Origin of the sequence: Candidatus Colwellia aromaticivorans, assembly GCF_003333305.1 — a bacterium.
Lineage (GTDB): Bacteria > Pseudomonadota > Gammaproteobacteria > Enterobacterales > Alteromonadaceae > Colwellia > Colwellia aromaticivorans.
Genome location: NZ_QOLD01000069.1, coordinates 1 through 22,955 on the forward strand (window position 1 = coordinate 1; position 22,955 = coordinate 22,955).

Annotated in this window: 23 protein-coding genes; 10 read left to right on the forward strand and 13 right to left on the reverse strand. The window is 37.7% G+C overall.

Going from position 1 to position 22,955, the window contains the following annotated elements:
- Together DWA31_RS17310 and DWA31_RS10465 are read left to right on the forward strand one after the other, a co-directional pair.
- Nucleotides 1-274: hypothetical protein (locus tag DWA31_RS17310; RefSeq protein ID WP_210725584.1), on the forward strand; the 274-nt coding region annotated here is incomplete at its 5' end.
- Between the two features lie 177 nt (nucleotides 275-451).
- Nucleotides 452-1,111, forward strand: coding sequence for a DsbA family oxidoreductase (locus DWA31_RS10465; RefSeq protein ID WP_114326538.1), 660 nt, complete (start codon nucleotides 452-454; stop codon nucleotides 1,109-1,111).
- A gap of 97 nt (nucleotides 1,112-1,208) precedes the next feature.
- Here the strand turns inward: DWA31_RS10465 and lysA are convergent, their stop codons facing one another.
- Nucleotides 1,209-2,471 (reverse strand): diaminopimelate decarboxylase, encoded by a 1,263-nt coding sequence (gene lysA, locus DWA31_RS10470; RefSeq protein WP_114326539.1) that lies wholly within the window; start codon nucleotides 2,469-2,471, stop codon nucleotides 1,209-1,211.
- Between the two features lie 223 nt (nucleotides 2,472-2,694).
- Here lysA and DWA31_RS10475 point away from each other — a divergent pair, with 223 nt between their 5' ends.
- From DWA31_RS10475 to DWA31_RS10490, 4 genes are all read left to right on the forward strand, one after another.
- Entirely contained in the window at nucleotides 2,695-4,101 is a 1,407-nt protein-coding gene (locus DWA31_RS10475; protein ID WP_114326540.1) for a C40 family peptidase, read from the forward strand.
- 16 nt (nucleotides 4,102-4,117) lie between these two features.
- Complete coding sequence (locus tag DWA31_RS10480) at nucleotides 4,118-5,209, forward strand: dipeptide epimerase (protein WP_114326541.1); 1,092 nt, start codon at nucleotides 4,118-4,120, stop codon at nucleotides 5,207-5,209.
- Nucleotides 5,210-5,333: 124 nt separating this feature from the next.
- On the forward strand, nucleotides 5,334-6,953 hold the full coding sequence (locus DWA31_RS10485; RefSeq protein WP_114326542.1) for a sodium:solute symporter: 1,620 nt from the start codon (nucleotides 5,334-5,336) through the stop codon (nucleotides 6,951-6,953).
- Complete coding sequence (locus DWA31_RS10490) at nucleotides 6,953-7,897, forward strand: glucosamine kinase nucleotide-binding domain-containing protein (RefSeq protein WP_114326543.1); 945 nt, start codon at nucleotides 6,953-6,955, stop codon at nucleotides 7,895-7,897. The genes DWA31_RS10485 and DWA31_RS10490 overlap by 1 nt, the downstream gene beginning before the upstream one ends.
- A 63-nt stretch (nucleotides 7,898-7,960) precedes the next feature.
- Here DWA31_RS10490 and DWA31_RS10495 read toward each other — a convergent pair whose 3' ends face one another.
- Nucleotides 7,961-8,497 carry an NADPH-dependent FMN reductase gene (locus DWA31_RS10495; RefSeq protein WP_114326544.1) on the reverse strand — a complete coding sequence of 179 codons (537 nt, stop codon included), beginning with the start codon at nucleotides 8,495-8,497 and terminating at the stop codon, nucleotides 7,961-7,963.
- A gap of 93 nt (nucleotides 8,498-8,590) precedes the next feature.
- On the opposite strand from DWA31_RS10495, the gene DWA31_RS10500 reads away from it, so the two are divergent.
- Nucleotides 8,591-9,505: a LysR family transcriptional regulator gene (locus DWA31_RS10500; RefSeq protein ID WP_114326545.1), complete on the forward strand. Its 915-nt coding sequence runs from the start codon at nucleotides 8,591-8,593 to the stop codon at nucleotides 9,503-9,505.
- On the opposite strand, the gene DWA31_RS10505 is transcribed toward DWA31_RS10500, so the two are convergent.
- From DWA31_RS10505 to DWA31_RS10510, 3 genes are all read right to left on the reverse strand, one after another.
- A complete protein-coding gene (locus DWA31_RS10505) occupies nucleotides 9,476-10,186 on the reverse strand; it encodes a DUF2982 domain-containing protein (protein ID WP_114326546.1) in 711 nt (236 codons plus the stop codon). The genes DWA31_RS10500 and DWA31_RS10505 overlap by 30 nt on opposite strands.
- 235 nt (nucleotides 10,187-10,421) lie before the next feature.
- On the reverse strand, nucleotides 10,422-10,547 hold the full coding sequence (locus tag DWA31_RS17710; RefSeq protein ID WP_281268629.1) for a hypothetical protein: 126 nt from the start codon (nucleotides 10,545-10,547) through the stop codon (nucleotides 10,422-10,424).
- A 17-nt stretch (nucleotides 10,548-10,564) separates the two neighbouring features.
- Nucleotides 10,565-11,473, reverse strand: coding sequence for a hypothetical protein (locus DWA31_RS10510; RefSeq protein WP_114326547.1), 909 nt, complete (start codon nucleotides 11,471-11,473; stop codon nucleotides 10,565-10,567).
- Nucleotides 11,474-11,715: 242 nt separating this feature from the next.
- Here DWA31_RS10510 and DWA31_RS10515 point away from each other — a divergent pair, with 242 nt between their 5' ends.
- Nucleotides 11,716-12,897 carry a hypothetical protein gene (locus DWA31_RS10515; RefSeq protein WP_114326548.1) on the forward strand — a complete coding sequence of 394 codons (1,182 nt, stop codon included), beginning with the start codon at nucleotides 11,716-11,718 and terminating at the stop codon, nucleotides 12,895-12,897.
- Nucleotides 12,898-13,259: 362 nt separating this feature from the next.
- Here the strand turns inward: DWA31_RS10515 and DWA31_RS10520 are convergent, their stop codons facing one another.
- The 6 genes from DWA31_RS10520 to metK all read right to left on the reverse strand — a co-directional run bounded on the left by DWA31_RS10520 (nucleotide 13,260) and on the right by metK (nucleotide 18,815).
- The gene (locus DWA31_RS10520; protein ID WP_114326549.1) at nucleotides 13,260-14,231 is read right to left on the reverse strand and encodes an AEC family transporter; all 972 of its coding nucleotides are present in this window, start codon (nucleotides 14,229-14,231) and stop codon (nucleotides 13,260-13,262) included.
- Between the two features lie 27 nt (nucleotides 14,232-14,258).
- Entirely contained in the window at nucleotides 14,259-14,702 is a 444-nt protein-coding gene (gene ruvX, locus DWA31_RS10525) for a Holliday junction resolvase RuvX (protein WP_114326550.1), read from the reverse strand.
- A gap of 86 nt (nucleotides 14,703-14,788) precedes the next feature.
- Nucleotides 14,789-15,412, reverse strand: a complete 624-nt coding sequence (locus tag DWA31_RS10530) for a YqgE/AlgH family protein (RefSeq protein ID WP_114326551.1) — start codon at nucleotides 15,410-15,412, stop codon at nucleotides 14,789-14,791.
- An 83-nt stretch (nucleotides 15,413-15,495) separates the two neighbouring features.
- Nucleotides 15,496-16,461, reverse strand: a complete 966-nt coding sequence (gene gshB / locus DWA31_RS10535) for a glutathione synthase (RefSeq protein ID WP_114326552.1) — start codon at nucleotides 16,459-16,461, stop codon at nucleotides 15,496-15,498.
- A 25-nt stretch (nucleotides 16,462-16,486) separates the two neighbouring features.
- Nucleotides 16,487-17,248 (reverse strand): 16S rRNA (uracil(1498)-N(3))-methyltransferase, encoded by a 762-nt coding sequence (gene rsmE / locus DWA31_RS10540; RefSeq protein WP_114326553.1) that lies wholly within the window; start codon nucleotides 17,246-17,248, stop codon nucleotides 16,487-16,489.
- Nucleotides 17,249-17,627: 379 nt separating this feature from the next.
- Complete coding sequence (gene metK, locus DWA31_RS10545) at nucleotides 17,628-18,815, reverse strand: methionine adenosyltransferase (protein ID WP_114326554.1); 1,188 nt, start codon at nucleotides 18,813-18,815, stop codon at nucleotides 17,628-17,630.
- A gap of 337 nt (nucleotides 18,816-19,152) precedes the next feature.
- Here metK and miaE point away from each other — a divergent pair, with 337 nt between their 5' ends.
- Nucleotides 19,153-19,917 (forward strand): tRNA isopentenyl-2-thiomethyl-A-37 hydroxylase MiaE, encoded by a 765-nt coding sequence (miaE, locus tag DWA31_RS10550; RefSeq protein ID WP_114326555.1) that lies wholly within the window; start codon nucleotides 19,153-19,155, stop codon nucleotides 19,915-19,917.
- Between the two features lie 101 nt (nucleotides 19,918-20,018).
- On the opposite strand, the gene DWA31_RS10555 is transcribed toward miaE, so the two are convergent.
- Nucleotides 20,019-20,762: a UDP-2,3-diacylglucosamine diphosphatase gene (locus DWA31_RS10555; protein ID WP_114326556.1), complete on the reverse strand. Its 744-nt coding sequence runs from the start codon at nucleotides 20,760-20,762 to the stop codon at nucleotides 20,019-20,021.
- Between the two features lie 20 nt (nucleotides 20,763-20,782).
- Nucleotides 20,783-21,274 (reverse strand): peptidylprolyl isomerase, encoded by a 492-nt coding sequence (locus DWA31_RS10560; protein WP_114326557.1) that lies wholly within the window; start codon nucleotides 21,272-21,274, stop codon nucleotides 20,783-20,785.
- A 162-nt stretch (nucleotides 21,275-21,436) separates the two neighbouring features.
- Between DWA31_RS10560 and cysS the strand changes: the two genes are divergently transcribed.
- Nucleotides 21,437-22,843 carry a cysteine--tRNA ligase gene (gene cysS, locus DWA31_RS10565; RefSeq protein ID WP_114326558.1) on the forward strand — a complete coding sequence of 469 codons (1,407 nt, stop codon included), beginning with the start codon at nucleotides 21,437-21,439 and terminating at the stop codon, nucleotides 22,841-22,843.
- Nucleotides 22,844-22,955 lie beyond the last annotated feature (112 nt).

Here is a 22,955-nt window from a genome sequence, read left to right on the forward strand (position 1 = left end):
TATTTTATGCTTTACATACGCAGCGCCAGGCAAGTTCCTTCCTATTTCTGTCAAGGTTAGTTTATTACCTGCTATTAATGCGTCGCTACAACTCATCAATGTTTTCATTCTGGCATTATTGAAAGAATATAAGGCGTTTTTGAAATATTTATGGCAAAGTAATGGCTCAGGCATGGCAGTTGTAACTTATGTGTGTTGTGGTGACTTACATAAGATCATAAATTGCTGTGCCTGTCACGTTTTGGGGATTCGTCAGCCCATAGGGCAGGTTTAGAAACGTTTTATGCAGCGTTATTGATTTCGACAATAGAACAACTATTCTCTTCAATCAATGCCTTGCCTAAAGACGTTTCTAATTCCAGCTGAATCCTGCATTTTGAAGTAACACGGGTATATAAGTTCAAGTTTCCCTTTTAATATTAGGTATGACTTTACCAAAAGGAAATAAGTGATGAGTAGCCCGTTAGTTGTTGATTATTACAGTGACATTTTATGTGTTTGGGCGTGGATCGCACAACGTCGTATTGATGAATTAAATAAGCAATTAGGCAATAAAATTGAATTACGCTATCACTATGTAGATATATTTGGTGATGCGATAAATAAAATACCGACTCAATGGCGAGAAAAAGGCGGTTATGACGGTTTTTCTGCCCATGTAATTGAGTCAGCTTCTGTTTATGAAGATGCTCATATTAATAGTGATATTTGGTCAAAAATTCGTCCGGTGTCTTCTGCTAATCCTCATTTGGTTCTTAAAGCCATTGAATTAACTTATTCATGCCAACAAAGCATTGAGTTAGCGCTAAAATTTAGGGAAGCATTTTTTGTTGAGGCAAAGGATATTAGTCATTTATCGGTGTTGTTTTCTATTATTGAACAAGCAGGGCTTGATAGTAATCGGGTAAATAAAGCGATGAATGATGGTAGTGCTATGGCGGGCTTAATGCGTAATTATCAACAAGCAAAAGCATTGGAGTTAAAAGGTAGTCCATCTTATATTATCGACAATGGTCGACAAATATTGTACGGGAATGTCGGTTATCGAGTGTTGCTAGCCAATATTGAAGCACAGTTAAATGCACCAGAAAATGACGTAAGTTGGTGTTAATTTTTATTTCGGATTGATTGTTTCGAACTAATTATTACAAAGGCATCATAATATATATATTATGCCTTTGTAATTGGTATTATTTGCTTCTTACTTTTTAAACCCAACTTGGCACTGAATCAGCGTTAATGACTTCTTCGTAGGTTGGACGTGCTCTGACAATGGCAAATTCATTATCTTTTACCATGACCTCGGGCGCTAACATTCTAGTGTTATAAGTAGACGCCATTACTGCGCCATAAGCCCCACAACTCATAATGGCAATTAAATCACCTGATTTTGATTCATTTACTTGGCGGCTTTTGGAAAAAGTATCGCCAGTTTCACAAACGGGGCCAACAACGTCATAAATTTTTTGTGCTGTATTTGTCGTATCTACCGCTAATATTTCGTGATGAGCATCATACATACTTGGGCGAATTAAATCGTTCATGCCAGCATCTAACATTAAGAACTGACGCTCCTCACCTGTTTTAATCAATACCACACTCGATACTATAATACCGGCATTTCCTAATAAAGAGCGGCCAGGTTCAACGATGATTTTACAGGCTAAGTGGCCTAATTGTGCTTTGGCAACAGCAGCATATTCCTTTTTACTTGGGATCACTTCATCACTGTAAGTAATACCTAAACCGCCACCAATATCGATAACGCTGATTTCATGGCCATCTTCTGTAAGATCAGTCACTAATTGGGCAATACGTTTATACGCTTCTTCAAACGGGGCAAGTTGGGTTAATTGTGAGCCAATGTGAACATCAACCCCTTGAACTTTTATATTAGGTAATGACGCTGCTTGCTTATAAGCTAGTCGGGCTTTACTTATTGGCACACCAAATTTATTTTCAGCTTTACCGGTAGATATTTTTGCATGCGTGTTCGCGCAAACATCAGGGTTTATACGAAAAGCAATGGCAGCTGTCGTGTTTAACCGCGTGGCAATTTGGCTAATGAGTTCAAGTTCAGGCTCTGATTCAACATTAAATTGAAAAATGCCTTGGTTTAATGCGTATTCTATTTCTGATTCAACTTTAGCGACCCCTGAATAGACTATTTTGTCTGCGGGAATTCCAGCAGCGAGAGCGCGGCGAATTTCACCTTCTGAGACAACGTCGGCACCTGAGCCTAGTTTTGCTAAAGTAGATAACACGGCTTGGTTACTATTTGCTTTTACGGCATAGCAAATCAGCGTATCTTGTTCACTAAAAGCTTGCTGATAACCTTTAAAATTTTGGCTTATAGCGGTATTTGAGTAGCAGTAAAAAGGTGTGCCTACTTGTTTTGCTATATCGCTAATGGCCACGTTTTCAGCAAACATTTTGCTGCTAATATACGGAAAGTGTGTTTGAATTGTCATGTGCCTAGTCTTTATTTACAGAGTGAACTTTTTAAGAATGAACAATCTATTCTAATCTTTAATGCTATTCAATATAAACAGCCATAATATTTTTTTCTAGTTTATATTAAAGCCACTTTAAGATGCAGAATTTAGCTGGAATTAGAAACGTCTTTAGACAAGCCATATTTTCAAATAAAAAGTGTTAATTTAGATTTTATCGTTTAACAAAACAGGAACCACGATGAAAAAAAAGAATTTATTAGCCTTGTTTACAGTCTCTTTATTGTCGGTATCTGTGTTAAATCTCAATGTTTCTGCCCACGTGTCAGACTACAGTACAGATGTGATTGGTATTAGTGAAATACACTTATCTTCCAGTCATTGGGTGAATAAATTAGCACAAGATAATACCCCTTTAATGAGCCAAACGAGCATCGCTCAGTTCAACCAAAACTTAGTGCAAAATAATCCTTATATTGTTAATCCGCTGGCCATGGTTGAGCGTTTAACTAAAGCTCAATTATTAGAAAAAATACGCAGTATTAGCAAGCCTTCAAACCAAAAGCGTTTTTATGACAATGGCGAACAGCTTAATCAAAACGATTATGCAGCTTATATTGAAAGTACTAACCAAAATGCTGTCAAAGCTGAAAACACAGTGACCTTTGGTTTAGTGGTTAGACGCTCTATATTACGTACATTTCCAACCTTAGACAGAGTTTTTAAGTCGACAGAAGATAGAGATTTAGATCGGTTTCAAGAAAGTGGTTTATTTCCTGGTGATGCCGTTGCTATTTTACATGCGAGCAAGGACGAACAATGGGTTTTAGTGCAGGCCTATAATTACCTTGCATGGATGCCAAAAAAAGATGTCGCGATTGGTAACAAAACTGACATCTCAGCTTTTAAAAATGATGAAAACTTTATTGTGGTAACAGGCAGTAAAGTTTTTACTAATCATGTGCCAAACCATGCGGCGCTGTCAAACATCCAACTGGATATGGGCATACGCTTACCTTTGGCTAAACGTAGTGAGTATAGTAATGCGTTATATGGCCAAAACCCGTTTGCTAATTTTATTGTTAAACTACCGACTAGAAGGTCTGATGGTAAGTTAGCGCTTAAACTTGTGCTAATACCACGTAGTCAAGATCTACGTGTGGGTTATTTACCTTTTACCAAGCAAAATTTAGTAAAACAATCTTTTAAGTTTTTAGGTGAACGCTACGGCTGGGGACACGATTATAATGGTCGGGACTGTACTGGTTTTATTGGTGAAATTTACAAAAGTTTTGGTTTGTTGATGCCAAGAAATTCGGGTCAACAGGCTAAAAGTGATTATGGTCAAAATCACTTTTTTGCTATAGGTGCAGCTAAATCAGATAAGTTGAAAGTGATCGAGCAGATGCAAGTGGGCGATCTTATATATATACCTGGCCATGTGATGATGTATTTAGGACTGGATAATTCAAGGCCTTATATCATACATGATGTTAAAGGCTTGGGCTACATTGATGAGCGTGGTGAAGTATACCGTGGTACGCTAAATGGTGTTTCCGTTACGCCATTATTACCTTTAAAAGATTATGAATCCTTAAAAGATTATGTAAATAATATTACTAACATTAAGCGTATTAGAGCTAAATGATGATAAAGGTAACGAGATGAAAATAACTAATATTCGGTTTGCCAAATTAACAGTACCCCTAGTGACTCCGTTTAAAACTGCGCTTCGCACTGTAACCAATATTGACGATTTAGTGGTGATTATTGAAACCGATAATGGGGAAGTTGGGTATGGCGCAGCGCCGGCTACTCCGTTGATCACTGGTGATACTCATGGCTCAGTGATGACAGCGATTGACACGGTGATTAAGCCATTATTAATTGGTCGAGACATTGGCGAACTTAGTGAGTTGACTAATATTGTTCAGTCGGCACTTATTAAAAACACTAGCGCTAAAGCGGCGGTTGAAATTGCACTTTTTGATTTGTGGGGAAAATTATACCAAGCACCTTTGTATAAGCTGTTGGGTGGTGGTTGCAGCCAACTGAAAACGGATATCACCATCAGCATTGATAACATCGATAAAATGATCAGTGACAGTCAAAAGGCATTAGCGCAAGGTTTTGATATTCTAAAAATCAAAATTGGTAAAGATATTCACCAAGACATTGAACGAGTAAAAAATATTTACCAAGCAGTTAAAGGCAAAGCATTAATTCGTTTGGATGTGAACCAAGGCTGGACAGCTAAACAAACGGTATTTACTATACAAAAACTTGATGCGGTGGGGGTTGAATTAGAGCTAATTGAACAACCTGTTAGAGCGGATGATTTGGCTGGTATGCGTTATGTAACTGAGCGAGTTTCAACGCCAATAATGGCAGACGAAAGTGCCTTTGGCCCTAAAGAAGTTATTGAACTCATTACCACGGGTGCTGCGGATATTATCAATATTAAATTGATGAAAACAGGCGGTTTATCCAACGCCATTAAAATAGCGGATATTTGCCAAACGTATCATGTTGATTGCATGATAGGGTGTATGCTTGAAGGTAGCATAGGGGTGGCAGCTGCAGCACATTTAGCCGCATCAAAATCGAATGTGATCACTAAAATTGACCTTGATGGTCCAGCGCTTGGGCAATACGATCCTGTACATGGCGGGGTAAATTTTAACCTTGCTAATATTAGTTTAGGCGATGGGGCTGGTTTAGGTATTGAAAGGATTGATGGTTTGGTCGACCTCTAGCACTTAGTGTTTTCAATGGTCATGAGTATAAAATGGCAATAACGTTTGGTTTTATCCTCGGTAAATTAATTAGTGAAATTTCCCACTTATTAATAGTGTAATTTTTAAGTGAGTAAAGATTTTTATGAGCGCAGAATATACAAGTGTAGACTGGTTGGTATTTGTCACTTATGGCGCAATTTTATTGCTGTCAGGCTGGTGGGTTAATCGCAAAAAATCAATCAGCAGTGAAGATTACTTTCTTGGCGGTAATGCTATGCCAATGTGGATGGTGTCTATTTCTGTATTGGCAACATCACAATCAGCAGCAACCTTTTTAGGTGGTCCTGATATGGGCTATCGTGGTGATTTATCTTATTTAGCGACTAATATTGGCGCTTTTATCGCGGCATTTTTTGTGTCAGCTTACCTTATTCCAAAATTTTACCAATACAAGGTTTTTACCGTTTATGAATTGCTTGAACAGCAAATAGGGCCGAGAGCAAAAAAGCATGCCGGTATTATGTATTTGTTTGGTCGTGTATTTGCCAGTGGCGCTCGTTTGTATATGGCGGCCATTGCCGTGGCGATGATTTTATTTGGTGATATTGCTGCACAAAGTATTGTGTATGCAACCGTTATTATTACTGTGATTGGTTTGTTATTTTCAGTATTTGGTGGCGTACGCGCAGTTATTTATAGTGATGTCATTCAAGCGATCGTTTATGTCAGTGCTGCGGTATTTGTTCTTTACTTTTTAGTTATCGCTATTCCTGCCGATTTTTCAACGATTGTTGCTGCGCTGCAAGAGCCAGCAGTTAACACTACAGGCTTTATTCAAACCTCAAAACTAACGTTATTTAATTTCGATTTAGATTTTAGCAGCGCCGGCATGTTTGGTTTTTGGTCATCTATCACAGGGTTTTTATTACTCAATATTGCCGCTTTTGGTTTAGATCAAGATATGACTCAAAGGGTGTTAACATGCAAAACAGCTAAAGACGGCAGTAAAGCGATGTTATTTTCTGTAGTGATGGTTATTCCCGTTATGCTGTTGTTTTTGGTTATCGGCTTATTGTTATTTATTTTTTATCAACGTCCTGACTTAATGGGAGAGGGCGCGGCAACCGCGATGACATCATTTGATGGTGCAAAAGTGACAGTATTTATGTCCTATGTTCTTAATCAAATACCCTCAGGTGTCCGTGGTTTGGTGACTATAGGTATTATTGCGGCAGCCTTGTCTACATTGAATTCAGGTCTAAGTTCAATGTCATCAGTATTGGTGCAAGATTTGTATCGTCCTTTTAACCAGCAAAGGGGCTTGCAGTTTGCTGATAGTCATTATGTTAAGGCAGGTAAAGTCAGCATGATTATTGTTGCTGTTGCGTTAGCTGCGATGGCAGTATTGTGTTTTTACTGGCAACAGCATACAGATACACCACTATTAGCTTTCGCCTTGAGTGTTATGCTATTTTCTTATAGTGGCTTGTTGGGTGTTTATTTTACTGCGCTATTTACCAAACGAGGCAGTGAGCGCTCGGTAACCGCAGCCTTAATAACGGGCTTTGTTATTACGTTAATATTTCAACCTTATATTCAAACATTGTATTTACCAGCAGAGTTGATTTTTGACTTAGCCTTTACCTGGAAGCTATGCATTGCGACTTTTATTTCTACCTTGGTTTGTTTGTTAGGCACGCGTAATATTGTTGATACGCCATATAGTTCTGGTCATGAGAATAAACTTGAGGTGCATGCCTAATGGCATTGGAAAATAAAAAACAAGTTAGTAATAAGATTAACTATATTTTGGGCGTTGATGGCGGTGGTACTAAAACACTCGCTCGTTTAATTAACTTAACGACTCAAGAGCAATGGCAAGCAGCTTCTGGTCCATCATCATTAACGAATAATTTTACGGGTGCGGTGAAGGTATTAAACGCGTTAATTGATGATCTAATCGAACAAGCAGATTGTCAATCACTTGAGGTGGTTGCTATTTTTGGATTGGCGGGTGCAGGTAATAGCGATCTTGTTGCTAAGTTGCAAGAAATACTCGCGCATCGCTTTATCGCCCTCGATATTTGTAGTGATGCTACCACGTCTGCCTATGGGGCAAATAATGGCGGCGAGGTTGCTGTAGTTGCTTTAGGTACTGGCTCTGTAGGGATGCGCCTACAGTTAAATGAACAGGGTAAGTTAACTCAGCACTTAGTTGGCGGTTGGGGTTTTCTCATTGGTGATGAAGGTGGTGGCGCTAAACTGGGTTACCATAGTGTTCAAGCTTTAGTGGCTGAATTTGAATATTTTGGCTATGCGCAGAGTCAATTAGCTAAAGCGGTTGCTGCTTTTATTAATACTCAAGATAGTCATGTGATAACACGTCAGGCTATTGCTGTTTGGTTAGCAAACGCAAAGCCTATTGATTTTGCTCAGTTATCACCCTTGGTGACTCAACACCAATCTGACTGTCCCGTGGCGAAAAATATCATTGATAATCATGTCGCCAGTGTTGAATCGCTCATTAGGGATACACGTGCTGATACCACACTGCCAGTCGTTTTGCTGGGAGGACTTGCTCAGTCAACCCAAACGTTGTTGTCAGCCACAACTAAACGTTTGTTAGTTAGCGCAAAAGGTGATGCGCTTGATGGCGCCTGCTTACTTGCTACCATTGCGGTGAAAAAGCACAAGCTTGCGATTTAATAAACAGTCTTGTGCACCTTGAGTCGTGCTATTTATTACTTACAAGATCACTCTTAGCTGAAGTTATACGTTTAACAATGACAGCGCACTTTGCAATTTATCGACTAATTCAGGATTAGTTAATGCTTGTTTTTCGCTATCAAAATTATCATAAAAGCTAGGGACAGATACGCTCGCTTTAACATCACCAGCAAAATAAGGTGCCGATCCCGTTGCTGCGGCCAACACTGAACCTGCGCCGCCAGGGCCCGGCGATGTTGCTAATAATACCATTGGCTTATTTTGAAAAAGTTTTTGATCGATACGTGAAGTCCAATCAAAAAGGTTTTTATAAGCCGCAGAATAAGAACCGTTATGCTCAGCAAAAGAGATAATAATGGCATCTGCTTGGCCTAGTTTAGCGAAAAAATCTAATGCTTGTTGCGGCTGACCTAGAACTTCTTCCTTATCTTGGCTAAATAATGGCATTTCATAGTCGTTAATATCTAAAATTTCAACTTCAACACCATCTCTATGTTTAACTTGTGAAGCTGCATAAGTGGCAAGTTGCTTATTGATTGATTTTGAACTGCTGCTTGCTGCAAAGGCTAATAATTTCATGAGATGGCTTCCGTTAATGTAAGTTAATGATGATTAGTATATATTACAAGCTTATCGTAATTAATATAGTAAAAAGCATTTATTTATTTCCATATGACACATAATAGCAAAGACAGTAAATTATTCGATGGCATTATCATTTTTACCCAAGTGGTGAAATGCGGTAGCTTTTTTAAGGCTGCTGAGGTGACTGGGCATTCTAATTCGTATATCAGTAAAACAATTAACAAGCTCGAAGCCCGACTAGCCGTTCGCTTGCTAAACCGTACTACGCGTTCGCTTAGTTTAACGCCTGAAGGTAAAGTCTATTTTGAACAATGTCAGCAACTGGTATTAGATGCTGAGGATGCTTTAGGCTTACTAAACCAAAGCCATGTTCAGCCAAAAGGGGTATTAAAAATAAGTTGTCCCGTTGCTTTTGCTCAAGGCTATTTACAAGATTTTTTATCAAAATATTTACAATGCTATCCAGAGGTTGAACTACAGCTTGATTTAAATGATCGTCGTGTTGATCTTATTCAAGGGGGCTTTGATTTAGTGATCAGGGCGACAGATCAATTGGAAGAATCTAGCTTAGTCTGTCGAAAAATATATAGTTGTAAAAGCTATACCGTAGCGTCTCGTGATTATTTACAGCGCTTTGGTAGGCCGACTAAACCAGCGCAACTGTCTGAACACCAATGCCTTTGTTACAGCAATTTAAAAACACCTAAACGTTGGCATTATGTTGACCCTAGTGGCCATGATATCCAAGTCGATGTTTCGGCTAAATTACTCTGTAATAGTGCGCAAATGGAATTGGCTATGGTAAAAGCTGGGCATGGGATTTGTCGTTTGCCAGAGTTTGCTATGGAGCAGGAGCTTAAAGATAAGTCGTTAGAAATACTTTTTAGTGATTATCCTGCACCTATTATCAACGTTTATGCTATTTATCCTAGTCGACAGCATTTATCACCGAAAGTTAGGTGTTTTATTGATTTAATGGTTGAGCATATGCCCGTGTGTTAAGTCTTTATCATAATGTTGTGATGCATTCTGGCACTGTCTTAATAGTTGATGGAAGTCATTTAGTTCTCTATCCATACTCGTTTCAGGAAGATACAAGTGGTAGCCTAGTGCTGAGTGTAAGCTTTGACAGTGATGCAAAAATGCGGCTATTGGCCCTGAAATGTTCAAACCAGATTGCACCGTAAATGGCGTAAAATTAATTTGAATTTGTTCTAATGATAAGAGTTGCTGTACATAAGCAAACTTGAGTAAAGGTTGTTGTTCATGTATCAGCCTGTTAGCTAATCTAGGTGATATTTGTTGCGCTAGTGACTCTAAATTAACTAAACGAATACCGATGTAAGGTAAGTCAATAGGGGTGATTCCGCATACTTCTCGAATAGGCTTTATTGCTTGAATTTGTTGCCAATAAAGTTGCCAGCTACCGTATATATGCATATATTCTAATTTTTTTGGTGTTATATGATAACTAAATTGTGGTTGTAAATACTTTGTCACTCCAGTAATCATCACGACTAAAGCCACTAAAAAAACAAACATTAATACTAATCTCAATGATTGCCAATAATACTGGCTAACTAATAAGGTTAACAATAATAGTATGAAGCCAACTAACAGCAAAAATATCGCATGATGGCTGGCTTGCGCTTTAATATTAATACTAGGTAATTGTGTTGTCATGATGATATCACTTGCTATAGCGCATTTTATAAATTAGCTAATCAGTCAACTTACCTGTTAAGTATAAACGTTTTTTAGGTGATTTGTGACTACGTATTATATTTGAGGTTACCAATCACCAATCAAATTGAATGTTAATATGATCACTTTTGCTACAGACTGTGTAATAACCAAATTTACTGGCCGCCTTAAGTATCATCCTGCTGTCATGTGGTGAATAATGGTATGGGGATAGTTATGTAGCAAGTCGTGCAACGGGATCTATATTAATTTTTAGAATTAAGTCTACTTGACGATGTGTTCCCGTTTTTTCAAAAATATATTTAAGATACCAACGAGCGGTTTCATAACTTATTCTCATCTCAAAAGCTGCACCTTTTAACTCGAACCATCAACTAAATACTTGGTTAATCGTGTCTCACAAAGGCTTAAATTGTAACTCTGTTGTAAATATTGCATATTTATTGGATTTTCAGCTGCGCTTTCCCTAATAATTAGGAGAACTACAGGTAGATCAAATTGTAATTGTAGTCTCGGCATAGCCGGCATTAATATTAACAAGAGGTTTTCATATTCAGGTAGGTTAAGACGTAGTGGGATCTCTTTATTAAGTACTGCGTTAATCATGGTTTGTTTTAATTCGGCATTAAATTTTTTTCTAAAACTCGAGTTTTTCGCGGTAAATTTCCCTTGTTGTATTGATAGAAAAGGATTTTTTTCTATACTATTTGATGCACTTTGGTTTATTTCCAATACATTTTTATCACTATCTAATATTAAAATACCGTGTCCCATATTTGACAATAGGTGCTCAGCATTTTGCATTCGATAATTTGTTCGTTCAAAAACGTTAGAGAGCTGTACCGCTTTGTTGATATGTTTTGAAAATGCGCCCAGTGCTTGTAATTCTTGTAGGGTGTATAAGCCTTGTTGAGCTGAGCGTAACAAGGTGAAGTGCAGTGTATTATGACCATCAGCGATTAACATACCGCCAGCTGCATGTGAAAAATTCTGCGGTTTCATCCATTCATTATTAAATGTTGTGCGGCAATAGAAATTTTCATCTTGGCGGCGAGCATTGAAAATTTGCTCTGTGAACATAACGCCCGCTATTAATTCTGAGTGATCCGTAAAGGTTGGGTTAATGTGCCCGTAATAATCCCCATAACTTTTTAAATAGCCTTCCTTTAACCCCAAAAAAGCGATTGATTTAACTTGTTTAGTGTAGGGATTTTGGCTAAATAGTCCTGCTCTTTCGGATTGAAAATAATCACAGACACCTTGCAACGCAACATCCCAATGTTGTGGATCAATAGAAGCTTGGTAGATTGATACGATAGCATCATTGTATTTGTCAAAGTCGATTAAATTTCAAGCCGTTATGAAATTGTTCTTTGGGTATAGCTAGCCCGCTAAAAGGTAGCAAATTTTGTTAAGAAAACCTCCACCCAATTGGGGGGAGGTTAAATTACTTATATTAGCTAAACTCAGAAGTGGTAATAAAACTAATTATAAGAAGGAATTTCTCGATGAATATAAATAACTCTAAAAAACAACTATGTAGGAATATTTTATCAGTGTTTATTGCGGTGCTTTTATTAATGGGCTGTGGTGGTTCTTCAGATGAGTCAGCAATAAAAACAGGTGTTTTTCTAGACAGTGCAGTTATCAATATTGGCTATAGAACAGAAACGTTAGAAGGAATTACAAATTCAGCAGGGCAGTATCAGTATTTAGCAGGGGAGACAGTCACATTCTTTATTGGTGATCTTGTATTTCCTACTATAAACGCTAGTCCTATTGTAACGCCTTTTGATTTAGCCAATACGGAAGATATAACAAATAATATGGTTGTTAATATTATTCGATTACTGCAATCTCTCGACCAAAATGGCGATTCAAGTGATGGTATTAGTATTACCGAACTGGCAAAATCATCAGCAGTGCCTTCAATTGATTTTACGCAAACGGTTGAGGATTTTTCATCGTCATCAGATGTACTTACTTTACTTGCCAATGCGGGACAAGATACAACTATTTTAATATTAATAACCATTGAAGAAGCAACCGAACATTTTAAAAATTCACTAGGATTGACGAATAATTTAATTGCATTAACGACAGCAGAGCTTGTTGGTAGTTCATTTGAAGTTTATTTTGATCAAGCTGAGGGTTCACTTATTTATCATTTTTCGTCTGATGGTGCGTGTAGTGTAGCTGATTTCGATGGTGAATTTGATTGTACCTGGGAAGTTAATTCCTCAGGACAATTAATTGTAACAACTGAAGATTTTGAAGATACTTATACCGTAACGTCAGGTAATTCAACATTAGGCACATTAAGTATTCATATTGATGATATTGAAGAAGGTATATTAAATGAAACAGGTAAAATAACAAAAGTAGGAGAAAATATATTTACTCATAAAGCCGTATCTGGTGGGGACTTTAGGATCAATTTTAATCCATCAGGTTTTCTTGCTTATCATTTTTCACCCGACGGTACTGGTATTGTTCAAGATTTTGATGGTCAATTTGATTGTACTTGGGCGATAAATTCATTAGGTGCGTTGGTGGTAACAACTGAGTTTTTTGTAGACACCTACGTCTTAACGGGAGGTATACCTTCGTCTGGCACATTAAATATTCATATTGTTGATGAAGAAGAGGGTATATTAGATGAAACAGGTACTATATCGCTTCATCGTTGATATGGCCGATTTTGTGGTAAAAATATAAAATACATTATTGTTGGTAAAGGTTTGAAATAACATGAAACTATTATTTTAACCTTTATTATTATGTTTTCTCAAATTGAACTTCATTAAAATTGTACTCAACGTTACCACGAAGATATTAAGCCTAATGTCTTTTAGCGAGGAACGGAAGCTTTGATATTACCACTCCTAGCTTCCGCTCTCTAGCGCCCAAAGTGATCCAAAACATTGTTCACTGAATCTCAGATATTATGATTGAAAGGCTGTTTTTCATAAAAATTAATCTATGGTCAATGAGACCAACCTCAATAATGAGGCGTAGTCACAAGTCAATAACTTTGTTATAGAAGCAAACTTTACAGTAGTAAACTCAACCATAAAGGAATGGTTATTGTGCTCAGTAAGGTGCTTACTACTACAGTACCCGCTACGGTTTGCTGATGTTGTTGATGAGTTAAAGCAATTAAATAAGCATTTACCGCCGTAGGGCAGGCACTTAATATGACCAATACTGTAATGGTGAGTGGTTGAAGACTGAAAATATAATGCGTTGTTATATAAACTAAAATGGGTAATAAAATTAATTTACTAACACAAGCTATGCTTATGAACGTTAACTCTTTGCGTACGTGATAAAAGGTTAATGATCCCCCTAAAGTAAATAATGCTAACGTAATCGCGGGTTTCCCGATTAACGTTAAACTTTCTTGTAAAAAATCAGGTAAAGATATTCCTAATATATTAACCAATAAGCCTGTCAGTATGCTGATAATGAGCGGGTTATTTAACGTGTGCTTAATAAAACCAAGCCAATAGAAGTATTTGTTTTTGTTTTTTTCTTTATTAGTATTCTTTGCTGCTAATACAGCGGTTAAAGTAAATAACATTGCGCTATGCATGGTGACTATAAGAAAAACAATGATGATCACTTGTTCACCAATAACGGCTAATAATACAGGTAAGCCAACAATGACGTTATTTGAATAGCTAGCGCTTAAAGCAAAAACTGCAGAAGCAGCGCTATTTTTATGAGAAGACTGTTCGGTTTTTTTATTGACTTTATGCCCATAAAAATAATAATTTATTAGCCAAGCAATTAAGTAGCAAATTAATACAGGCAGATAAAATGCAGCGAATAATTGTGGACTGACATCACTGCTAAAATCAGCTTTTGCCATTTGATAAAACAAAAAAGCAGGAATGCTAATCGAGAAAGTAAACTTGCTTAATGTGTTAAGTTGCTCACGGCTTAGCCAACGACTTTTTGTACAGATAAACCCGAGCAGACCCACTAAAATTAGTGGTGATATGATAGCAATGATATTCATAATGAATACACCGAAACTCTTTTTTTATTAGCCGTAGCTTTGTTCAAAAAAACTTTCAATAATTAATCGAGCTGATTCGGCATCGATATTATCTTTTGTTAAATTTTTATAACCGCCACGAGAAAATAACTGCTCTTTCGCATCGGCAGTCGTTAGCCTTTCATCTTGAAATTCAACTTTTATTCCAAAACGACCAGCGATACGTTGGCCAAATTTCTTCGCATCTAAGGTTATTTGTTGCTCACTACCATCCATATTAAGCGGTAGGCCAACAACAATAAAATCAGGTTGCCATTCTTTTAAATAACTCGCTAATGAATCCCAGTTTGGAATGCCATCGTTGGCTTTAATTGAACCTATAGGGGAAGCGGATCCAGTAATTTCTTGACCAACTGCTACACCAATATATTTTTTACCAAAGTCAAAGCCGATAACGGTGCGTTGACCAATAGGGCTGTTTTTTTTTGCCACTGTATTTACCTAAATGTTTATCGGTTGCTAATCATTCGTTACTCAACCGTACTTCGCTACTCGTAAGTTATAACTAACGACTGTTGTTATGCATGGCCAATATCCGAAGATAAATGCGCAATATCAATACCCAGCTTTTCAGTCGCCTTTTGCCAGCGTTGTTCAATTGGGGTATTAAATAAAATATCACTATCGGCATCAATGGTTAGCCAAGAGTTAGCTTGTAATTCGGTTTCCAATTGACCCGGCCCCCAACCAGCATAACCTAAGGTGACTACAAACTGTTCCGGTGCTTTTTTTGTGCCTAATGCGAGCAAAATATCTTTAGAGGTGGTGATCATGATGTCATCACTGAGCGCTAAAGAACTATTCCAACCAGATTGAGTTCGATGCAACACAAAACCACGGTTTTGGGAAATAGGGCCACCAGAAAGTACCAGTTGCTCTAAGCTATGATCTAAGCCGATGTTCTCCACTGATGCAGGCTTCTCTTCAGGTTCAAGTGTGGCTTTGTTTTCACTTGCCTGTTCATTATCATTTTCTTCAATTTGTTTTAATAAATCATGCAAGGTGATATTAACAGGCATGTTAATAATCAAACCCATGGCGCCTTCATCATTGTGCTCACAAATATAGGTGACGGTTTTGTTAAAATAGTCATTACCTAGTGAAGGCATGGCAATTAAAAATTGATTTTCTAAACTATCCATTTCTACCTCTATTAAAGCCAATATCACAAAGTTAGTGAAACTGGTATAACGCTAACTGCCAAGGGTATTCTGATCGGAACTCACTATTTTTTTCTAATGTTTTCTTCAATAGCATCCATCAATTTACCACTAATATTAATAGGGTAAGCGGCTTCTATTTCTCGTATACAGGTTGGACTAGTAACATTTATCTCAGTCACTTTATCGCCAATAACATCTAAACCGACAAAATATAATCCACGCTTCTTCAGCTCAGGGGCGATGGTTTCAGCAATGAGTTTATCACTTGGGCTTAATGGCCTAGCAACGCCTCGACCACCGGCAGCTAAATTACCCCGGGTTTCTCCTTGTGCTGGAATGCGTGCTAAGCAGTATGGCATCGGCTCACCATTTACAATTAAAATACGTTTATCGCCATCAACAATTTCCGGCATATACTCTTGTACCATGGCGTATTGTTGACCATGGTTAGTTAATGTTTCAATGATAACACCCACGTTGGCATCATCTTCTTTAATACGAAATATTGATGAGCCGCCCATGCCATCAAGTGGTTTGATGATAATGTCTTTAAGCTCTTGATGAAAAGTACGAATTTGTTTGTCATTTCGTGTGACTAACGTGCGAGGCGTTAAGTCAGCAAACCAAGCGGTAAATAGTTTTTCATTACAGTCTCGCAAGCTTTGTGGTTTGTTAACGATTAATGTACCTTCTATTTCAGCGCGCTCAAGCATGTAGGTTGCATAAATATATTCGGTGTCAAAAGGTGGATCTTTACGCATTAAAATAGCGTCAAGCTCACTTAACGCGATATCTTGTTGATCCGATAATTCATACCAATGGTTAGCATCATCAAATACTTTTACCTTTTGTGTACTTGCTCTCGCTTGATCTTGATCAAGATATAAATCCTGCATCTCCATGTAATAAATTTCATAACCACGCTTTTGGGCTTCAAGCATCATTGCCATGGAAGAGTCTTTAACTACTTTAACCTCAGAAATAGGATCCATTACGATACCGAGTTTTATTTTTTCAGATTGTGCCATTGTTATTTTCTATCCTATCTGTATATTATTTTAAATCGCCAAAGCGACATTGCAGCGCGGTAATTGCGGTAAGCGCGGCTGTTTCTGTTCTTAATACCCTTGGACCAAGTAATATATCTTGAAAATCAGCTTGGTTTGCTTGGCTTATTTCCTCATCCGTTAACCCGCCTTCTGGGCCGATTAATAATCTAACGCTAAGTTCGCTGGCTGGTTTATCCATTGGTAATGACATTATGGAATGTTCAGCTTTAGGATGTAAATTAAGCTTTAAAGCGGTTGTTTGCTCATTAATCCAGTCTTGTAACGGCATAGGCTCAGCAACCAAAGGAACAACACATCGGCCACTTTGTTCACAAGCACTGATCACTATTTTTTGCCATTGTTCTCGTTTTTTAGCGAAACGTTCGCTTGATAGTTTTACCCCACAACGCTCAGTAAATAATGGCGTGATTTTATTGACCCCAAGTTCAACTGATTTTTGTAAGGTAAAGTCCATACGGTCGCCACGTGAAATACCCTGACCTAAATGAATATTCAATGGTGATTCGTTATTCACCGATTCCTCGCTGATTATTTCAACACTAGCCTGTTTCTTTTTAACATCGACTAATTTGGCAGTATATTGAAATGCTTCATTACCATTAGGCTTGTTGCCATTAAATAAGGTAACTATATCGCCTTCATTTAAACGTAAAACTCTCACCATATGACCAAAGGCATCATCAGATAATTTCACCGTGCTATTTACAATAAAATCTGTACTTTGATAAATTCGTGTTTTGGACATAGTGTGGCAAGGCTTACTTTATTCGTCATAAGATAGATACAAGATAGGGGTTAAGGGGTTAAAAAACAATGGGGAGGCTTAACTATATTTTTTCTTATAAATGAAAAAACCAGCAAAAATGCTATTCACCTATCGTCACTCCCGAGGTCTTTAAATCGGGAGTCTAGAGTTTTAAACACTGAGATTCCAGCTTCAGCTTTGTAGTTCCAGACCAAAGCTAAGTACCTACGTCCTGTAGGCAAAGACATAACTGGAATGACGGGAATACTAGGTATGGTGAATAGACTGCACTATTTTTTGTTTATAAATGAAAAAAACAGCAAAAATGCTGGTTTTTAGGTAATGATAAATGTGAACACTCTTTTGTTTACCGTTAGCTTTAGATTCCCGCAGCTTTACGCAAATCATCAGCCTTGTCAGTTTTTTCCCAACTAAAGGCAGTAAAGGTATCATCACCAACAGTCATTTCAAATGGTTCACGACCAAAGTGACCATATGCCGCAGTTTGCTGGTACATAGGGTGTAATAAGTCTAACATTTTAGTGATGCCATAAGGGCGTAAGTCAAAATGTTCGCGTACTATCTCAACTAACCTTTCTTCAGCAATTTTGCCAGTGCCAAAAGTATCAATTGAAATTGAGGTAGGCTCAGCAACACCAATTGCGTACGACACTTGAATTTCACATTTGTCAGCAAGTCCGGCTGCAACAATGTTTTTAGCAACATAGCGACCAGCATAAGCCGCACTTCTGTCTACTTTTGATGGATCTTTACCTGAAAATGCACCGCCGCCATGACGCGCCATACCGCCGTAAGTATCTACAATAATTTTACGACCGGTTAAGCCACAATCACCTACAGGACCACCAATAACAAAACTACCTGTTGGGTTGATGTGATATTTCGTATTTTCAGTTAAGAACTCTGCTGGTAATACATGCTTAATAATGTTTTCCATTACCGCATCAATTAAATCTTCTTGCTTAATATCAGGGTTATGTTGAGTTGACAATACTACGGTATCAATCGCGATAGGTTTATTGTTTTCATAAACAAAGGTAACTTGCGATTTAGCATCAGGGCGTAACCAAGGTAAAATACCTGATTTACGCGCTTCAGCTTGACGCTCAACTAAGCGATGAGAGTAATGTAAAGGAGCAGGCATTAAAGTTTCAGTTTCGTTAGTTGCATAACCAAACATTAAGCCTTGATCGCCAGCACCTTGATCTTCTGGTTTAGAGCGATCAACACCTTGGGCAATTTCAGGTGATTGTTGACCAATTAAATTCATAATGCCACAAGTAGCACCATCAAAACCAACATCAGAAGAAGTGTAACCAATGTCACTGATAACATTACGTGTAATAGTTTCTAAATCAACCCAAGCATTGGTACTCACTTCGCCTGAAATAATAGCAACGCCGGTTTTAACCATGGTTTCACAAGCAACACGGGCAAATTTATCTTTAGCAATAATGGCATCTAAAACCGCATCAGAAATTTGGTCGGCTATTTTATCGGGATGACCTTCAGAAACAGACTCTGAAGTGAAAAAGTGTGTAGACATAAATCCTCAGCAGATTGCATTTTAGCATTCATATTTTGATTTTATACAGCAGCTTAATTAATTACAGCCATATAAAACCTGCGCTAAAATGTAAAAATTGATAGTAATACAATAATAATGCGCAGATTCTACTCTTTCTAAAGTCATTCTTCTAGCTTTTTTACGCCTAGACGTCTAAATGGCTTAAATTATTATAAGCGTAATGAGAGCCTCTCATCAAACGAATAAACATTTGATGTTAATATAAGCACCTAAAATCATATTTTTTGATCCAGTATAGTAAAGTTACGTTGCAAAAGGTTAGAATGAATATATGAAGTATTAACTGTACCTTTTGATGAATATTGAAGAATTATTAAGCCCGATCAAGTCATTTTTACAATGTGAAACACCGCAAGAGTGGATTGAAAAAGCGGCAAAACCTGAAAATTTACCTGTCATATTATTAGACCATCTCGTGTGCGAATTAAAAGCAGCTCAAACAGGGATGTGGCTTATTCGCAAGTATGCTGTAGATAAAAAAAGTGGTGAAGAATTGCTAAACTGGCTACAGCCATATGAGAAGTTTGTCTATAAAAAAGAAGGGAAGCTTGAAGATTTGGCTAGTAAGTTGAAATTTTCAAAGTCTATAGTGCCAAAAAACAATTCTCCAATAGGGCAAGATTTAATCGATAAGATGGTGCTACTGATTAAAGAAGAGCTACATCACTTTTATCAAGTTTTAGAAATAATGAATGCCCGTAATATTCCATATGAGAATATTACGGCGGGTCGATACGCCAAAGGAATGATGACACATGTCACAACACATGAACCTGAAACACTCATTGATAAACTGATTTGTGGGGCTTACATCGAAGCTAGATCATGTGAACGATTTGCTAAGTTGGCGCCGCATTTAGATGATGATTTAAATAAGTTTTACGTCTCTTTATTACGCTCTGAAGCCCGTCACTACCAAGATTATTTATCACTGGCTGCACAGGTAGCAGGTAAAGATATATCTGAACGAATAGCTCACTTTGGTAAAGTAGAGGCTGAATTAATATCTACTCCAGATAGTGATTTTAAATTTCACAGTGGTTTACCTGTAAAATCTTAAATTGTTACACAAGTCTAAGTGGTTAATCGAGTTACTCTGAATCGAACCGATTGAATGTGTTTGGTATAACAGTGAATTAAGGTTATCAGTCTCGATGTACTTTACGTTAACGGCTTATTCATTAATTGCATACTTGTTGGCGTAACCTTAAGCCAAGCACCTTGTTCATACCAATCACCCAGCACTATCCGTTTAGCCTCTTCATTATTAGCACTTAACTCATGTACTGCAGGTCTGTGAGTATGGCCATGTATTAATAGCTGACTGTGGTAGTTTTCAAGACATTTAACTACTTCGTCAGGTGTTACATCCATAATATCTTGTGATTTAAACGCTGTTGCTGCTGCACTTTTTTTTCGGTAGTCAGCCGCTATTTTTTTACGGACAAATAAAGGTAAGCTTCTTATTAGCGCTTGCCACCACCATGAACGTGATTTTTTGCGAAACTTTTGATAGCCAACATCACGAGTACACAGCGTATCACCGTGCATAATAACAACACTTTTTCCGTATAAATCGATTAAATCAACCTCAGGTAACAAGATCATTGCTGATTTTTTAGCAAAGCGCTTTCCAAGTAAGAAATCACGATTACCATGAATATAGTAAATAGTAGTACCAAGGGCTGATAGGGTAGCCAATGCTTTGGCTATAGTGGATAAAAAAGGGCTGTCGTCATCGTCACCAATCCAAGCTTCGAATAAATCACCCAAAATATAAAGTCGCTGTGCTTGGGTCGCTTCACCTTGCAAAAAACGTAAAAAACAGGCCGTCATGTCGGGCCTGTTTTGTGCTAAATGCAAATCAGCAATGAAGTAGGTAACTTCTTGGAGAGTACTATTCATTAGTTGAAAAGGTTACCGAGTTATTCAACAAGTGCAGATTCAATTAAAATATCGTCTTTAGGAACATCACCGTGACCAAACATATTGCCTGTTTCTACAAGTGCCATCTTATCAATTACGTCCATGCCTTCAACAACTTCGCCAAATACACAGTAGCCCCAGCCTTGAACAGATTCACTTGTAAAATCTAAGAAATCATTGTCTGATAAATTGATAAAAAATTGAGCGGAAGCTGAATGTGGCTCTTGTGTACGTGCCATCGCTAAAGTTCCGCGTTTATTACCTAAGCCATTATTTGCTTCGTTTTCAATGCTAGCACGGGTTTGTTTTTCATCTAAACCAGGAGCAAAACCACCACCTTGTGCCATAAACCCTTTGATCACACGGTGAAAGATAGTGCCATTGTAATGACCTTCTTCTACATATTGTTGAAAGTTTTTAGCTGTGTTTGGTGCTTTATCGAAATTTAATTCAATTTTAATATCACCAAGGGTCGTTTTGAAAATAATCATAAGATTCTCTTAATAAGTTGGGCATGCAAATAAATTTTGCCAAATTGTACCTTAACTTAAGATAAAGTGCATCTGCTATGGTGATCCAAAAGGATGCTTGAGGTACAATCTTTTTTTAATTCGAATATTCAATTTTTTATTTAAGTGGAGTCGTTAATTCTCATGTTACAGATATACAATACCCTAACCCGTAAAAAGGAAGTTTTTACCCCAATTAACCCCGGTAAAGTAGGATTGTATGTTTGTGGTTGTACTGTTTACGATTTATGCCACATTGGTCATGCACGCACTTACATTAGCTTTGATAACATTGCTCGCTATTTACGCTTCTCTGGTTTTGAGGTTAATTATGTACGTAATATCACTGACGTTGAAGATAAGATTATTAATCGTGCTCATGAAAACAATGAAACAACTGATGAATTAACTGAGCGTACTATTGGTTACATGCATGAAGATTTTGATGCCTTAAATATGGCGCGTCCTAATCTTGAGCCTAGAGTAACCACGCATATGGCTGAAATTATTGCGATGATTGAAACGCTAGTCGCTAAAAAACATGCTTATATTGCTGGTATTGACGCGGATGTAACCGGCAAAGGGGATGTTTTATTTGATGTGTCGAGTTATGACAATTATGGCAAGTTGAGTGGTCAAGACTTAGAACAATTACAAGCGGGCTCACGCGTTGAAGTGGATAATACAAAAAATAGCCCGTTAGATTTTGTGTTATGGAAGTCAGCTAAGCCGGGTGAGCCAAGTTGGTCATCACCTTGGGGAGAGGGGCGCCCCGGTTGGCATATTGAATGTTCAGCGATGAATGCTAAAGAGCTAGGGAACCACTTTGATATTCATGGTGGAGGCTCAGATTTGCAATTTCCTCATCATGAAAATGAAGTTGCGCAAAGCTGTTGTGCGCTTGATACACCTTATGTGAATTATTGGATGCACACGGGTATGGTACAAATTGATCAAGAAAAAATGTCTAAATCGCTTGGTAACTTTTTTACTATACGTGACGTGTTAGCTAAGTATGATGCCGAAACAGTAAGGTTTTTCTTAACAACAGGGCACTATCGTAGCCAGTTAAATTACTCAACAGACAACTTGAGCCAAGCGCGTTCTTCATTAGAGCGTATTTATACAGCGCTAAGAGATGTTAATGTGCCTGAAGACTTTGTTTTAGATAAACAATCACCTTATGTAGTGCAATTTAGCCAAGCCATGGATGATGATTTTAATACCCCACAAGCTATTGCGGTATTATTTGAAATTGCTAAAGAACTCAATGTAGTAAAAGATGATAACGCGGAACAAGCAATAAAACTTGCTGCTACGTTAAAAGCACTGGGTGGTGTCATCGGTTTATTACAATTGGCGCCATCATCTTTTTTACAAGGTCAAAATGATGATGATGAAGTTGCGGTTATTGAAGCGCTAATTGTACAGCGTAATCAAGCGCGTGTGGATAAAAACTGGGCATTAGCAGATGATGCAAGAGATAAGTTAAATGCGATGAATATTGTGCTAGAAGATAGTGCAGGTAAAACGACTTGGCGTAAAGCTTAGCCTTTAGACCCTTCGACTGTTCGTTCCTCACGCTCAGGGCGAACGGTTTACCTTAATCTATAACCTATAATCCGTTTGTCCTGAGCTTGTCGAAGGAAGCTTGTCGTCCTTC